This is a genomic window from Robinsoniella sp., from assembly GCF_034124845.1.
The window spans coordinates 1-13630 of the sequence record NZ_JAWYAJ010000401.1 but is presented as its reverse complement, the minus strand read 5'-3'; the positions used below and the strand labels follow the sequence as shown (position 1 = coordinate 13630).

The following is a 13630-nucleotide window of genomic DNA, read 5'->3' as shown; positions in this document are numbered from 1 at the left end:
GCCGCTTGTAACACCTTCTTCACAGATCGTTGGTACACAGGCTGTATTTAACGTAATCATGGGAGAACGTTACAAAATGGTTACCAAAGAAACAAAGGCAGTTCTGTCCGGTGAATACGGCGCAACTGTAAAACCATTCAACAAAGAAATCCAGAAGAAATGTATTGGTGACAAGACACCGATTACCTGCCGTCCGGCTGACTTGCTGAAACCAGAATTAAAGACAATCGAAGCAGAAATGTCACAGTGGAAAGAACAGGATGAAGATGTCCTGACTTACGCACTGTTCCCGCAGGTTGCTACCGATTTCTTCAAATACAGAGAAGCTCAGAAAACAAAAGTAGATCCGAAAACGGCTGATACGAAGAATGGGGCTTATCCGGTTTAAAAATGAATGATGAAGAGGTTTGGGGAAATAAATTCCTCAGGCCTCTTTGCTTTTTATGTTATCCTGAAAAAACCAGATAAAAATTGAAATTTCCCTGATTTCATGTTAATATAAATATTTGAAAGAAAATTGCTTTCAAACTATTAATTAAGGAATAGTACAAGCCTGCTTGCGCTATTCAGGGGAATAAATAAGAAAATTTTAGAGAATATGAAGGAATATAAAAGTTATGCCAACGACCAATGAATTGTTAAGTCAGAGAAACCGAAAAGGTAAAAAGATAAATATAAACCCCAACGGGCCAAACCGTGTGCACAGGGCAATGAAAATGGATGCGGTTTTCAGTGATATGCCCCAGGAAGATATTCTGAAGACGATTCTGAAGTCTGATATTCGCAATCTTCAGATGACCCTTGATGAAGCAGATGAGACTTCCTTTGAGATGGCAGTGGAGATGATTTTAGATGCCAGAGATATTTATGTGATCGGAGTCAGAAGCTGTGAACCACTGGCGAATTTCCTGGGATTTTATTTGAATCTGATGTTTAAAAACGTAAAAGTAATCACTACCAACAGTGCCAGCGAATTGTTTGAACAGCTGTTTCGGATTGAAGCATGTGATGTTATTATCGGAATCAGTTTTCCCCGTTACTCCATGCGTACTTTAAAGGCGATGGAGCTGGCGAATAACCGCAGTGCCAAAGTTATTTCCATTACGGACAGCATCTATTCTCCCATGAAACTGTATGCCACTTGTAATTTGACGGCGAAAAGTGACATGGCGTCCATTGCAGACTCCCTGACGGCGCCTATGAGCCTCATTAACGCCCTTGTAGTGTCTCTTTGCATGAGACGCCAGGGTCAGATGGCAGAGTCCTTAAAGACCCTTGAGCAGGTCTGGGAGGAGTATCAGGTTTATAACAATGATGAAATTAATTATATTGATAATCATATAGAGGTGAAATTTCCAGGCAGTGAAAAAGCCCGGAAGGACGAGCAGGTATAAGGTGGGTACAATAATGAGTAAGGTTTTAATTATAGGCGGCGGAGCAGCAGGTATGTTCGCAGCATGTGCGGCAGCTTCAAACGGTCATGAAGTGCATGTATTTGAAAAAAATGAAAAACTGGGCAAGAAACTGTTCATCACTGGTAAGGGAAGATGTAATCTGACCAATGCCTGCGACATGGAAGAATTATTTGACAGCGTATGTACGAATAAGAAGTTTTTGTACAGTGCTTTTTATGGATATACAAATCAGGATGTTATTGATTTTTTTGAGGAAGCGGGCATGAAAACGAAAATTGAGAGGGGCAATCGGGTATTCCCGGTTTCGGATCATTCCTCTGATGTGATTGCGGCGCTGACCCGGAAAATGAAAGCACTGGGAGTTAAGATATATTTTAATACCCCTGTAAAGGGGCTTATTATAGCTGACCAGCTCTGTAAAGGCATTATCCTGGAAGATAAAAGTAAGGTGTACGGTGATGCCGTAATCGTTACCACAGGCGGATTTTCATACCAAAGTACGGGATCTACCGGAGACGGATACCGATTTGCAAAAGATGCAGGGCATAAAGTGACGGATCTGCTGCCTTCTCTCGTTCCTATGAATACCAAAGAAGATTTTGTGAAGCGTTTACAGGGACTTTCTCTTCGCAATGTAAGAGTTACCCTGTGTGACGGAAAAAAATGTCTGTATGAGGATTTTGGAGAAATGATGTTTACGCATTTCGGTATAACCGGACCTTTAATTCTTACAGCCAGTACAGCGGTGACGAAAAAATACCGTGGAAAGGAACTGCAGCTGTTCATTGATCTGAAGCCGGCACTCTCTGAAGAGCAGCTGGACCACCGGATACTCCGGGAATTTGAAGAGGGTAAGAACAAACAGTTTAAAAATGTCATAAACACCCTGTTCCCATCTAAGCTGATTCCTGTTATGATAGATCTGTCGGAAATTTCACCGGAGAAAAAAGTCAATGAAATTTCCAGGGAAGAACGTCAGAAATTTGTATCCCTGATAAAGCATCTGCCGGTTACGGTGACGGGGCTGAGGGATTATAATGAAGCAATTATTACCAGAGGCGGTGTGGCCGTGAAAGAGGTCAATCCTGCTACAATGGAGTCAAAATTGGTATCCCGGCTGTATTTTGCAGGGGAAGTTCTGGATCTGGATGCAGTTACGGGAGGTTTTAACCTGCAGATTGCATGGTCAACCGCTTATGCGGCAGGACAGGCTATAGAATAGTTGGCGGTAGTTAATCACCGCAATTAAATATATGATGGAGGTTTTCAATGAGTTTTAATATTGCAATTGACGGACCTGCAGGAGCAGGTAAAAGCACCATAGCAAAAAGAGTGGCGAAAGAACTCTCTTTTATCTACGTAGACACGGGAGCGATGTATCGGGCGATTGCCCTGTATCTTATTCGCAGCAAGGTGTCTCCGGCAGACCAGGAGGCGCTGAAAAAAGCCTGTGAGAATATAGAGATTACGATTTCTTACCAAAATGGGGAACAGCAGGTTATTCTAAATGGAGAAAATATCACAGGATTAATCAGAACAGAAGAAGTGGGGAATATGGCATCCACTGCATCGGCTCATTCCCCTGTACGGGAAAAGCTGTTAGATTTACAGAGAAATCTTGCCAGGAATTCAGATGTATTGATGGATGGCAGAGATATCGGTACAAACGTACTTCCGGATGCCCAGCTTAAGATTTATCTGACAGCAAGCTCTGCAACCAGGGCACGGCGGCGTTATCTGGAATTACAGCAAAAAGGGGAAGACTGTCTGCTGGATGAAATTGAACGGGACATTATTGAGCGTGACCAGCGTGATATGAACCGTGATATTGCGCCTCTGAAACAGGCAGAAGATGCAATCCTTCTGGATTCCTCCGATATGGGAATCGACCAGGTGGTAGAACGAATTCTGACCCTCTACAAAGAAAGAAAAGGCAGGTAATACATGGAAATAGTGGTAGCAAAGACAGCCGGATTCTGCTTTGGTGTAAAACGAGCTGTTGATAAGGTTTATGAGCAGGTAGAGAAAGGTTTTGGACCGATCTATACCTATGGACCGATTATTCATAATGAGGAAGTAGTGAAAGATCTGGAGCGCAAAGGTGTCACCGTGATTAACTCTGTTTCTGAATTACAGGCGCTCAGGGAAGGCACGGTTGTAATCCGTTCCCACGGTGTAGCAAAAGAGATTTACGATATTATTGAGTCCAAAGGGCTTCATCTGGTTGACGCAACCTGCCCCTTTGTTTTAAAAATACATAATATTGTAAAAAAAGAAAGTGCTGGGGGAGCTGAGATTATTATCATCGGCAATGACCAGCATCCGGAGGTAGAAGGAATCAAAGGATGGTGTTCGGGACCGGTTACCGTGATCGAATCGGCTTCTGAAGCAGAAAATTTCGTGCAGAATAGCGGAAAAAGGCTCTGCATTGTGTCCCAAACGACATTTAATTACAATAAATTTAATAAATTAGTTGAAATTCTTTCTAAAAAGGGTTATGATATAATTGTTTTAAATACGATTTGCAACGCGACTGAAGAGAGGCAGACCGAAGCGAGAGCGATTGCAAAGCGCGTAGATGGCATGATCGTCATCGGGGGCAGGCATAGTTCCAATACGCAGAAGCTATTTGAAATATGCAAAAATGAATGTGAAAATACTTACTATATACAGACACTCGTTGATTTGGATGTACATTCTTTACCATCCATGGGTTGCGTAGGTATTACCGCAGGGGCATCGACCCCAAATAATATTATTGAGGAGGTTCAAAAGAATGTCAGAAATGAGTTTTGAACAAATGCTGGAAGAATCATTTAAAACAATTCATAATGGAGAGGTAGTCGAAGGTACAATCATCGACGTCAAAGAAGATGAGATCATCTTAAATATAGGCTATAAAGCTGACGGTATCATCACAAGAAGTGAATATACAAACGAACCGAACGTAGACCTTCGTACACTTGTTAACGTCAATGACAAAATGGAAGCCAAAGTGTTAAAAGTGAACGATGGCGAAGGTCAGGTATTACTTACTTATAAGAGATTAGCAGCAGAAAAAGGCAATAAGAAACTGGAAGAAGCATTTAATAACCATGAGGTATTAAAGGCACAGGTAGCTCAGGTTCTGGGTGGCGGTTTAAGTGTTGTTGTTGATGAATCCAGAGTATTCATTCCTGCAAGCCTGGTTTCCGATACCTATGAGAAAAACCTGGGTAAATATGAAGGACAGGAAATTGAATTCGTAATCAGCGAATTTAATCCTCGCAGAAGAAGAATCATTGGTGACCGCAAGCAGTTATTAGTTGCGAAAAAAGAAGTTATGCAGAAAGAACTCTTTGAAAGAATCCATGAAGGTGACGTTGTGGAAGGCGTGATTAAGAATGTTACAGACTTTGGAGCATTTATCGATCTTGGCGGAGCAGACGGTTTACTTCATATTTCTGAAATGTCCTGGGGCAGAGTAGAGAATCCAAAGAAAGTATTTAAAGTTGGCGAAACAATTTCTGTACTGATTAAAGAAATCAGCGGAACAAAGATTGCATTGAGCTTAAAATTTGAAAACCAGAATCCATGGCTTACAGCAGCTGAAAAGTATGCAGTAGGTAATGTAGTGGATGGTAAGGTAGCAAGAATGACAGACTTCGGCGCATTCGTAGAATTAGAGCCGGGAGTTGACGCTTTACTTCACGTTTCCCAGATCTCTCATGATCACGTAGAAAAACCATCTGATGTATTATCTGTTGGACAGGAAATCACAGCTAAGGTTGTGGATTTCAATGAAGATGATAAGAAAATCAGCCTGAGCATGAAAGCTTTGGAAAATACTGATGATATGGTTTCACAGGAAATGTATGAAGATGTAGCAGAAGATGCTGCTGAGGATATGGTTGAAGAGTCGATTACAGAATAATTGATGCAGGCATTTCCAGTATCTGGAAATGCCTGTTTCTTAGATTTAGAGGACAGAGGCCCACATCGAAATTTGTTAAATAAACAACTAGCTTGTTAATTATACAACTAGCTCGTTAAATAAACAACTTTCCGAAATTGGGCTTTTTTTCTGTCATTTTTCTGAAATATGTGCTATACTGTCTAAGAGTCCATAAAGTTTGAATTCATAATAAAACGAATCAAGCTCTATGGACTCCTGGAAGTCTAAATCAAATTTTGAACGTATGCCAGAAGAGATTCTTTGTTTTCAAGAAACTGTTTTGTACATTCAAAATAAGTTACCGCGTCTGAATAATTTTCTTTAAAGGCAGGGGTACAGAGCTCCACAGCCTGAGGCAGGAAGTATCCGGATTTCTTTTGAAAGCAGGTGGCTGCTTTTGCAGGAACACGGTATTCTTTCTCTATAAAAGATGCTACGCTTTTGTGCATCGCCGTATCTTCAGCGGGTAAATAGTAGTAATTTTTATAATCACGGAAGAAATATTTCAAAGTACCTTTGCATCCCGGAATCTGTATCTTACAGATTGTATCATGAGCTGTCAGGTAGCCGAAATCCAGTTTACAGGAGATTGGCTTTGGCAGGTTAACGGAAAGAGAAGCTGTAACGATCAGGGAAAAGGCAGACTCCGTTTCCTCTGATAATTCAGCCCGTATAATCGTAAATCTGCCGTTGATCAGGTCCAGATAGGATAACAGGGGGAATAGTCCGGGCAAACCTTTTAGATCATCGCGGTTGTGCCAGAGCAGCTGTTCGCAAAGCAGCGGATCATGGCTTTTCTGGAATTCCCGGCATATGGGGATCAGATCACCTCCGCTTGCAGTATCTGTGCGGTCTGTTTCCAGATATTCTTCCAGGGAGCGTTGGTTTAAATGTGCCAGTTTTAAGTATTTTTTCAGTGGTTTTACTTTTAGATAGATGTCAATGCTGTTAAGCTGATCCGGCAAAAATGCCAGATTGTGGGTGTTACATTTTGCTTTCACATAAGGAAGGTCAAAACGGTCCCCGTTAAAATGAATCAGGTATACATAGTTTGCAGCAAATTGAACGAAGCTGCGAAGAAGCAGTGGTTCGTCTGATTCTGTTTCACCCAGCCATTGACGGAGTTTCCAGGAATCATGTTCATAATACATGACGCCAATGAGATACAGGCTGGAGCTGCGAGGTGAGAAACCGGTGGTTTCAATATCAAAAAACAGTACATCTGCAGGATTATAATGTTTGGCTATCAGACGAACGTTGGGAATATGTATATCAGTTGTTGTTGTAATCATAGGATCGCCTCCAATTTTTCTTAAGTAACTGTTCAGCAGAATTATATCACATTTTATAAAAATGTAACAGATGATTATTGCAGGAAAGAGGAGATCAGACAGGATGTGGGATTTTCAGATTTTAGGTGTCGACTTGTACCATATTATGAGTTGGCTGTACTTATATAGTTTTTTGGGATGGCTCTGGGAGAGCTGTTATGTCTCCGTTAAGGAGAAAAAGATCATTAACAGAGGATTTGTAACCGGACCTATGTGTACGATCTACGGAGTAGGGGCGGTGGGTGTCTACCTCATTCTAAGGCCCCTTGAAGACAGGCTCATTGTCCTGTATCTGGGCGGAGTTCTTGTCGCTACGGTTTTAGAATATGTTACGGCACTGCTGATGGAGACTCTATTTCACACAAGCTGGTGGGATTACAGCAGTAAACCCTATAATTTTCAGGGCAGAATATGTCTGGGCAGTTCTATTGCCTGGGGATTTTTTACCGTTATTATGTTCAAAGTGTTTCAGCCTTTTGCAGTATGGGTAGTAGATTTGTTTTCGGTTCCCACGGGGCATGCCATGGTTATCATTATTACCATTCTGTATGTGGTTGATTTTACATTTTCCACCCTTACCGCTATGAAACTGGGACAGAAGCTTGGCGGATTGGAACATGCTATGGGTGAATTAGTAGAATATGTGCAGAATACCAGGATCTACAGTTCGGCAGGAGATCTTGTTGAACGGCTGGAACCTTACCGTCAGTCTTTTACAAAACAAAATGTTAAAGAAAAGATGGATCAGTATCAGACGGCTATCTTAAAATTCCTGAATCTGGAAGGAAAAGAAGAGAGTCTTGGTGAAATGAAAAACAAATTGTCAGCAGTCAAGGATCAGTATGTAAAAATGGCTTCAGGGATTAACTGGAATGACAGGCGTCTGTTTCGGGCATATCCCAATCTGAGTAAAGCAACGGGTACAACAAGATGGATGAAAAAAAGAAGTAAGAAAAGAAATGCAAAAAAATGTACCCCAAAAAAAATTGATGGGTCAGAAAAGTAACACAGGTCAAAATTGAAAGACAGATCAAACAGGATTTTTATTGAGGATGAAATAATTTACGCTATAAAATTATCTGCGGGAAACTGTGGATAATCTTTATGATATATTTAAAAAGAAGGAAGGTAAAAAAAATGGCACGATTCACGTTTAAGGGCGGGATCCATCCAAATGATGGAAAAGACCTGTCTAAAGACAAACCGATTCGGACTGTGTTGCCAAAAGGCGATCTGGTGTATCCGCTTTCTCAGCATATCGGCGCGCCAGCAAAACCGATTGTTACAAAGGGTGACCATGTTGTGATCGGACAGAAAATTGCTGAAGCCGGTGGATTTGTATCCGCTCCGATTCATGCATCCGTATCTGGTACGGTAAAGACAATTGAGCCAAGGCTGACTGTTACAGGAGTAATGGCAGATGCCATCGTCATTGAAAATGACGGAAAGTATGAAGAACTGCAGTGGCCGGAAAGAAAGCCATTGAAAGACCTCACGGGGCCTGAAATTTTGGAGATGGTAAAGGACGCCGGCATTGTCGGTATGGGTGGAGCCGGATTCCCGACTCACGTTAAGTTATCTCCAAAGGAACCAGAAAAGATAGACTTCATTATTGCAAACTGTGCAGAGTGTGAGCCATATTTGACCAGCGATTACAGAAGGATGTTAGAATCTCCTGAAAAAATCGTAGGCGGAGTACGTGCAATTCTTAAAATATTCCCAAAAGCAAAAGGAATTATTGCGGTGGAAGACAATAAGAAAGATGCAATTGCCATTTTAAAAGAAGCAGCAAAGGATGATTCCAATATGGAAGTCATGGAATTAAAAACCAAGTATCCCCAGGGTGCAGAGCGACAGCTTATATATGCAACTACAGGGAGAGCGATTAATTCCTCCATGCTTCCTGCAGATGTGGGATGCATTGTAAATAACTGTGATACGGTCACTGCCGTTTACAGAGCTGTATATGAAGGAAGACCGCTGATGCACCGTATCGTTACGGTAACGGGAGATGCCATAGCAAATCCCCAGAATTTCAGCGTGTGTACCGGAACGAATTACCATGAACTCATTGAAGAAGCAGGCGGATTTAAGACACAGCCGGAGAAGATTGTATCCGGTGGTCCGATGATGGGATTTGGATTGTATAATCTGGATGTTCCTACAACCAAGACATCCTCTGCTCTTTTATGCCTGACGAAGGATGAAGTTTCCCAGTATGAACCTACTGCATGTATCAATTGCGGCCGCTGTGTGAGCGTCTGTCCGGGGCGTATCATACCGTCCAAACTGGCGGATTATTCTATGCGCCATGATGAGGAATCCTTTGTCAAATATGAAGGTATGGAGTGCTGTGAATGCGGCTGCTGCAGCTTTATTTGTCCTGCAAAGCGTCCGTTAACCCAGTATATCAAATCCATGCGTAAAATTGTTCTTGCAAATAGAAAGAAGAAGTAGAAGGGAGAGTGAACAAGAATGAGCGATTTATTAAAAGTATCCTCAAATCCTCATATCCGCTCGCCATATAAGAGCAGCCAGATTATGCTTATGGTACTGGCGGCACTGCTTCCGGCAAGTGCGTTTGGCGTTTGGAATTTTGGATTAAATGCTTTTATTATAATTATGATATCAGTTGCATCCAGTGTCGCTACCGAATACATATACGAAAAGCTGATGCATAAAAAAATAACCATAAATGATTACAGTGCTGCTTTGACAGGACTATTACTGGCTTTGAACCTGCCGGCGACGGTACCCTGGTGGTTGCCTGTCATTGGCAGTGTATTCGCAGTGTTAATTGTAAAACAATTATTTGGCGGACTGGGACAGAATTTTATGAACCCGGCTTTAGGAGCAAGATGCTTCCTGTTAATTTCTTTTACCGGAAGAATGACAGACTTTACATATGACGGTATTTCGGGTGCAACGCCTCTGGCAGCATTAAAAGCGGGAGAGGCAGTGAACCTCAAGGATATGTTTTTTGGAACAACGGCGGGTACCATCGGAGAGACATCTGTAATTGCGATTCTCATTGGAGCTATTTTCCTCCTGGCAACGGGGATAATTAATCTTCGTATTCCTGCCACTTATATTATTACCTTTGCGTTATTTATTGTCATTTTCGGGGGACATGGTCTGGATGGCGGCTATCTGGCAGCGCAGCTTTGCGGCGGCGGTCTTATGCTGGGGGCATTTTTCATGGCTACGGATTATGTAACTTCACCGATTACAAAGAATGGCCAGCTTATATTTGGTATTGTACTTGGTATATTTACCGGACTTTTCCGGTTGTTTGGAAATTCTGCGGAAGGTGTTTCCTATGCGATTATCATATCAAACATGCTGGTACCGCTGATTGAGAAAGTAACCTATCCGAAGCCTTTTGGAAAAGGAGGCGAAAAGTTTTGAATAGTATAATTAAAAATGCATTGATTTTAATGGCGATTACGCTTTTTGCAGGAGTGCTGCTGGGCGGCGTGTATGAGATTACGAAAAATCCCATCAAGCAGCAGCAGGAAACAGCAAAGGCAGAAGCCTACAAAGCGGTATTCCCGGATGCAGATAAACTGGAAGCAATTGATGATCAGAAAGCTTCTCTGGACTCTGCAGCAGCGGTACTTACTGAAAATGGCTTTACTGCTGAAAAGATAAATGAAGTCCTGAGAGTCCTGGATGCTTCTGGAAAATCACTGGGTGTTGTTATGAATGTAACTACCGGTGAAGGCTATGGCGGTGATATTATATTTACCATGGGAGTCCGCAATGACGGAACCTTAAATGGAATCGAAATATTGACCATCAATGAAACAGCAGGTCTTGGAATGAAAGCTGATGAAGATGCTTTTAAGTCCCAGTTTAAAGATAAGAATGTAGAAAAGTTCTCTTATACAAAAGGAGGGGCACAGTCCGATGACCAGATTGATGCCTTGAGCGGGGCAACGATTACCACAAACGCTATGACAAATGGTGTGAATGCCGGTCTTGCTTTCTTCAAGTCTTTAAGTGAAGGAGGTCTTTTAGATGAATAAAATGACAGAACGTCTTTATAATGGTCTGATTAAAGAAAATCCTACTTTTGTGCTGATGCTTGGTATGTGTCCGACTTTGGCGGTAACTACTTCTGCTATTAACGGTGTGGGTATGGGGCTGACCACGTTGGTTATTCTGGCAATGTCCAACCTGATCATATCCGCACTCCGGAAAGTAATACCAAATGGTGTGCGTGTGCCGGCGTTTATCGTAATTGTAGCTTCTTTTGTAACAATTGTTCAGTTTTTATTAGAGGCATATATTCCGTCTCTGTATGACAGCCTGGGAATCTATATTCCCCTGATCGTTGTAAACTGTATTATACTGGGACGTGCGGAGTCTTATGCGTCTAAGTTCCCGGTGCTGCCGTCTTTATTTGATGGAATCGGCATGGGGCTTGGATTTACCGTTGGTTTGACCTGTATTGGCGCTGTAAGGGAATTAATCGGCGCTGGACAGCTGTTTGGCTTTCAGATTATGCCTTCCTCCTATGAACCAGTTACTATCTTTATCCTGGCACCTGGTGCCTTCCTGGTACTGGCTATGCTGACTGCGATACAGAATAAAGTAAAAATCAACGCAGAAAAGAAGGGCAAAGTAACAAAGATTGGTTCCGGATGTACCGGTTCCTGTGATTCTTGCGGGAGCAGCTGTAAAGGAGGAGAAGCATAATGAAAGAATTAATCATGATTGGCATAGGCTCCGCCTTTATTAATAACGTAGTTTTGAGCCAGTTTTTGGGTTTATGTCCATTCCTGGGTGTTTCTAAAAAAGTTGGGACTGCAGCCGGAATGGGAGCAGCGGTTGTATTTGTAATTACCATAGCATCCTTTATCACCGGACTGGTATATCAGTTTATACTGACACCTTTGAATCTGACTTATCTGCAGACGATCGTATTTATTTTAGTAATTGCTGCGCTGGTGCAGTTTGTGGAAATGTTTTTGAAAAAGTCAAGCCCTGGTCTCTATAATGCACTGGGAGTTTATCTGCCTTTGATCACAACAAACTGTGCAGTACTTGGTGTGGCACTTTTAAATGTTCAGAAATCTTATAACCTGTTGGAAGGTGTTGTAAACGGATTTGCTACGGCAGTTGGATTCTTCGTAGCAATCGTGCTTATGGCAGGTATTCGGGAAAAGACAGAGCATAATGACGTTTCACCTGCATTTCAAGGCTCCCCGATTGTATTGCTCACTGCGTGCCTGATGGCGATTGCCTTCTTTGGTTTCGCAGGATTGAAATAAGGGGGGGATGATAAGTATGTTAACAGGAATATTACTGGCGGCAGCAATTGTAGGAGGTACCGGTTTATTATTGGGACTCTTCCTGGGATTTGCCGGAAAGAAATTTAATGTAGAAGTAGACGAGAGAGAGCTTATGATCCGCGACGAACTGCCTGGTAATAACTGCGGCGGCTGCGGATATGCAGGCTGTGATGCTTTGGCGAAGGCGATTGCTTTGGGTGAAGCAGAAGTAGGAGCATGTCCGGTAGGCGGAGCGCCGGTAGCGGCGAAAATCGGAGAGATCATGGGCAAGGCAGCAGGAGACAGTAAGCGCATGAGCGCATTTGTAAAATGTGCGGGAACCTGTGAAAAGGTATCCAATGATTACGATTACTGCGGCGCACAGGACTGCGAAATGCTGGCATTTGTACCGGGAGGCGGCCCGAAGAGCTGTAATCACGGATGTCTGGGATTTGGAACCTGTGTAAAAGTTTGTCCTTTCGATGCCATCGCAATCGTTGACGGCATTGCAGTAGTGGATAAGGAAAGCTGTAAAGCATGCGGCAAATGTATTGCCCACTGTCCGAAACATCTGATTGAACTGGTTCCCTATGAAGCAAAACATCTTGTAAAATGTTCTTCCAGGGATAAAGGCAAGATTACGATGCAGTCTTGTAAAGCAGGATGTATCGGCTGTAAAAAATGTGAGAAAGAATGTCCTGCCGGAGCGATCACTGTAACAGATAATGTAGCCCATATTGATTATGAGAAATGTACCGGCTGCGGTATCTGCGCTGAAAAATGCCCGGTTAAGATCATAACAGGAAAACCAGCGTAATGGCTGAGCCTGTCGTGAGGGTTAAAACCCCGCCCATAAAGGCGGGGTTTTTATTCATGACAAGAAAGTTCGCGCAAGCGTGCTTTCTATCGTTTAAAGAAAAGCATGGAACAAAAGGGTAACAGATCATGCTGTCTGAACTGTTACACAAAAGGAGGAGTAGAATTGCAGCAATCATTGATTAAGCGTCTGAAACCCGTCACAGAAGAGGAACAGCGGATTTTAACCGGAGACAGGCATATCCAGAAGGAGATCTATACCACCGGCAGGGAATTCACGGTGGACAGCGCAAAGATGCTTGAAAAGGGAAGATTGATCGATATTCGTACCCATACCAGGTTCATTGCTTTTCCCTCCCATAAGCATAATTATATTGAGATCATGTATATGTGCGCCGGGGAGACTTCCCATGTCATAAATGGAACCACCAAAGTTACGCTGAAAGAGGGGGATCTGCTTTTTATGAACCAGTTTTCCTCCCATGAGATATTGGCGGCAAAGGAAGAGGATATCGGGATTAACTTTATTATTCTTCCAGAGTTTTTTGACGAGGTACTGCCTATGCTGACCAAGGGAAATGTACTTAGTAATTTTTTAGTGAGTACCCTGCGCAAAAACACAAATACGGCGGGATATCTGCATTATAAGGTAGCCCAGGTGCTGCCGATCCAGAATCTGATCGAAAATCTGGTGTGGTCCTTGCTGAATCATCAGCCAAATTACCGCCAGATTAACCAGACCACCATGGGACTGCTGTTTATGCAACTGGTAAATGCAACAGACTGCATTGAGGCGGGGAATCAGGAACAGCGGATTTTAACCGGAGACAGGCATATCCAGAAGGAGATCTATACCAC

General features: G+C 42.6%; 14 protein-coding genes and 1 pseudogene. 14 read left to right on the top strand and 1 reads right to left on the bottom strand.

The window, feature by feature from the left end; genetic code table 11:
• The 6 genes and pseudogenes from ACH2DQ_RS20065 to rpsA all read left to right on the top strand — a co-directional run.
• Window positions 1-388 (top strand): annotated as a pseudogene (locus tag ACH2DQ_RS20065) (oxaloacetate decarboxylase subunit alpha); the annotation flags it as partial.
• A gap of 229 nt (window positions 389-617) precedes the next feature.
• Window positions 618-1394 (top strand): MurR/RpiR family transcriptional regulator, encoded by a 777-nt coding sequence (locus ACH2DQ_RS20060; protein WP_394913114.1) that lies wholly within the window; start codon window positions 618-620, stop codon window positions 1392-1394.
• A gap of 13 nt (window positions 1395-1407) precedes the next feature.
• The gene (locus tag ACH2DQ_RS20055) at window positions 1408-2637 is read left to right on the top strand and encodes an NAD(P)/FAD-dependent oxidoreductase (RefSeq protein ID WP_394913115.1); all 1230 of its coding nucleotides are present in this window, start codon (window positions 1408-1410) and stop codon (window positions 2635-2637) included.
• Between the two features lie 47 nt (window positions 2638-2684).
• On the top strand, window positions 2685-3356 hold the full coding sequence (cmk, locus tag ACH2DQ_RS20050) for a (d)CMP kinase (RefSeq protein WP_394913116.1): 672 nt from the start codon (window positions 2685-2687) through the stop codon (window positions 3354-3356).
• Between the two features lie 3 nt (window positions 3357-3359).
• A complete protein-coding gene (gene ispH / locus ACH2DQ_RS20045; protein ID WP_394913117.1) occupies window positions 3360-4211 on the top strand; it encodes a 4-hydroxy-3-methylbut-2-enyl diphosphate reductase in 852 nt (283 codons plus the stop codon).
• A complete protein-coding gene (gene rpsA / locus ACH2DQ_RS20040; protein WP_394913118.1) occupies window positions 4192-5328 on the top strand; it encodes a 30S ribosomal protein S1 in 1137 nt (378 codons plus the stop codon). Before ispH ends, rpsA begins: the two co-directional genes overlap by 20 nt.
• 245 nt (window positions 5329-5573) lie before the next feature.
• Here rpsA and ACH2DQ_RS20035 read toward each other — a convergent pair whose 3' ends face one another.
• Window positions 5574-6641, bottom strand: coding sequence for a ribonuclease H-like domain-containing protein (locus tag ACH2DQ_RS20035; RefSeq protein ID WP_394913119.1), 1068 nt, complete (start codon window positions 6639-6641; stop codon window positions 5574-5576).
• A gap of 103 nt (window positions 6642-6744) precedes the next feature.
• Here ACH2DQ_RS20035 and ACH2DQ_RS20030 point away from each other — a divergent pair, with 103 nt between their 5' ends.
• From ACH2DQ_RS20030 to ACH2DQ_RS19995, 8 genes are all read left to right on the top strand, one after another.
• A complete protein-coding gene (locus ACH2DQ_RS20030) occupies window positions 6745-7686 on the top strand; it encodes a putative ABC transporter permease (RefSeq protein ID WP_394913120.1) in 942 nt (313 codons plus the stop codon).
• 131 nt (window positions 7687-7817) lie between these two features.
• Complete coding sequence (gene rsxC / locus ACH2DQ_RS20025; protein ID WP_394913121.1) at window positions 7818-9137, top strand: electron transport complex subunit RsxC; 1320 nt, start codon at window positions 7818-7820, stop codon at window positions 9135-9137.
• A gap of 18 nt (window positions 9138-9155) precedes the next feature.
• On the top strand, window positions 9156-10088 hold the full coding sequence (locus ACH2DQ_RS20020) for an RnfABCDGE type electron transport complex subunit D (protein ID WP_394913122.1): 933 nt from the start codon (window positions 9156-9158) through the stop codon (window positions 10086-10088).
• Entirely contained in the window at window positions 10085-10708 is a 624-nt protein-coding gene (locus ACH2DQ_RS20015) for an RnfABCDGE type electron transport complex subunit G (protein ID WP_394913123.1), read from the top strand. The genes ACH2DQ_RS20020 and ACH2DQ_RS20015 overlap by 4 nt, the downstream gene beginning before the upstream one ends.
• Window positions 10701-11381 (top strand): electron transport complex subunit RsxE, encoded by a 681-nt coding sequence (gene rsxE, locus ACH2DQ_RS20010; RefSeq protein WP_394913124.1) that lies wholly within the window; start codon window positions 10701-10703, stop codon window positions 11379-11381. The genes ACH2DQ_RS20015 and rsxE overlap by 8 nt, the downstream gene beginning before the upstream one ends.
• Window positions 11381-11956 carry an electron transport complex subunit RsxA gene (gene rsxA / locus ACH2DQ_RS20005; protein WP_394913125.1) on the top strand — a complete coding sequence of 192 codons (576 nt, stop codon included), beginning with the start codon at window positions 11381-11383 and terminating at the stop codon, window positions 11954-11956. The genes rsxE and rsxA overlap by 1 nt, the downstream gene beginning before the upstream one ends.
• A gap of 16 nt (window positions 11957-11972) precedes the next feature.
• Window positions 11973-12773 carry an RnfABCDGE type electron transport complex subunit B gene (locus ACH2DQ_RS20000; protein ID WP_394913126.1) on the top strand — a complete coding sequence of 267 codons (801 nt, stop codon included), beginning with the start codon at window positions 11973-11975 and terminating at the stop codon, window positions 12771-12773.
• A 165-nt stretch (window positions 12774-12938) separates the two neighbouring features.
• A partial coding sequence (locus ACH2DQ_RS19995) for an AraC family ligand binding domain-containing protein (protein ID WP_395028019.1) occupies window positions 12939-13630 on the top strand: 692 nt, incomplete at its 3' end.

Excerpts from the sequence above, each read along its gene's own strand:
- ACH2DQ_RS20060 (WP_394913114.1), top strand. The coding sequence starts at position 618 with ATGCCAACGACCAATGAATTGTTAAGTCAGAGAAACCGAAAAGGTAAA.
- ACH2DQ_RS20055 (WP_394913115.1), top strand. The coding sequence starts at position 1,408 with ATGAGTAAGGTTTTAATTATAGGCGGCGGAGCAGCAGGTATGTTCGCA.
- cmk (WP_394913116.1), top strand. The coding sequence starts at position 2,685 with ATGAGTTTTAATATTGCAATTGACGGACCTGCAGGAGCAGGTAAAAGC.
- ispH (WP_394913117.1), top strand. The coding sequence starts at position 3,360 with ATGGAAATAGTGGTAGCAAAGACAGCCGGATTCTGCTTTGGTGTAAAA.
- rpsA (WP_394913118.1), top strand. The coding sequence starts at position 4,192 with ATGTCAGAAATGAGTTTTGAACAAATGCTGGAAGAATCATTTAAAACA.
- ACH2DQ_RS20035 (WP_394913119.1), bottom strand. The coding sequence starts at position 6,641 with ATGATTACAACAACAACTGATATACATATTCCCAACGTTCGTCTGATA.
- ACH2DQ_RS20030 (WP_394913120.1), top strand. The coding sequence starts at position 6,745 with ATGTGGGATTTTCAGATTTTAGGTGTCGACTTGTACCATATTATGAGT.
- rsxC (WP_394913121.1), top strand. The coding sequence starts at position 7,818 with ATGGCACGATTCACGTTTAAGGGCGGGATCCATCCAAATGATGGAAAA.
- ACH2DQ_RS20020 (WP_394913122.1), top strand. The coding sequence starts at position 9,156 with ATGAGCGATTTATTAAAAGTATCCTCAAATCCTCATATCCGCTCGCCA.
- rsxE (WP_394913124.1), top strand. The coding sequence starts at position 10,701 with ATGAATAAAATGACAGAACGTCTTTATAATGGTCTGATTAAAGAAAAT.
- rsxA (WP_394913125.1), top strand. The coding sequence starts at position 11,381 with ATGAAAGAATTAATCATGATTGGCATAGGCTCCGCCTTTATTAATAAC.
- ACH2DQ_RS20000 (WP_394913126.1), top strand. The coding sequence starts at position 11,973 with ATGTTAACAGGAATATTACTGGCGGCAGCAATTGTAGGAGGTACCGGT.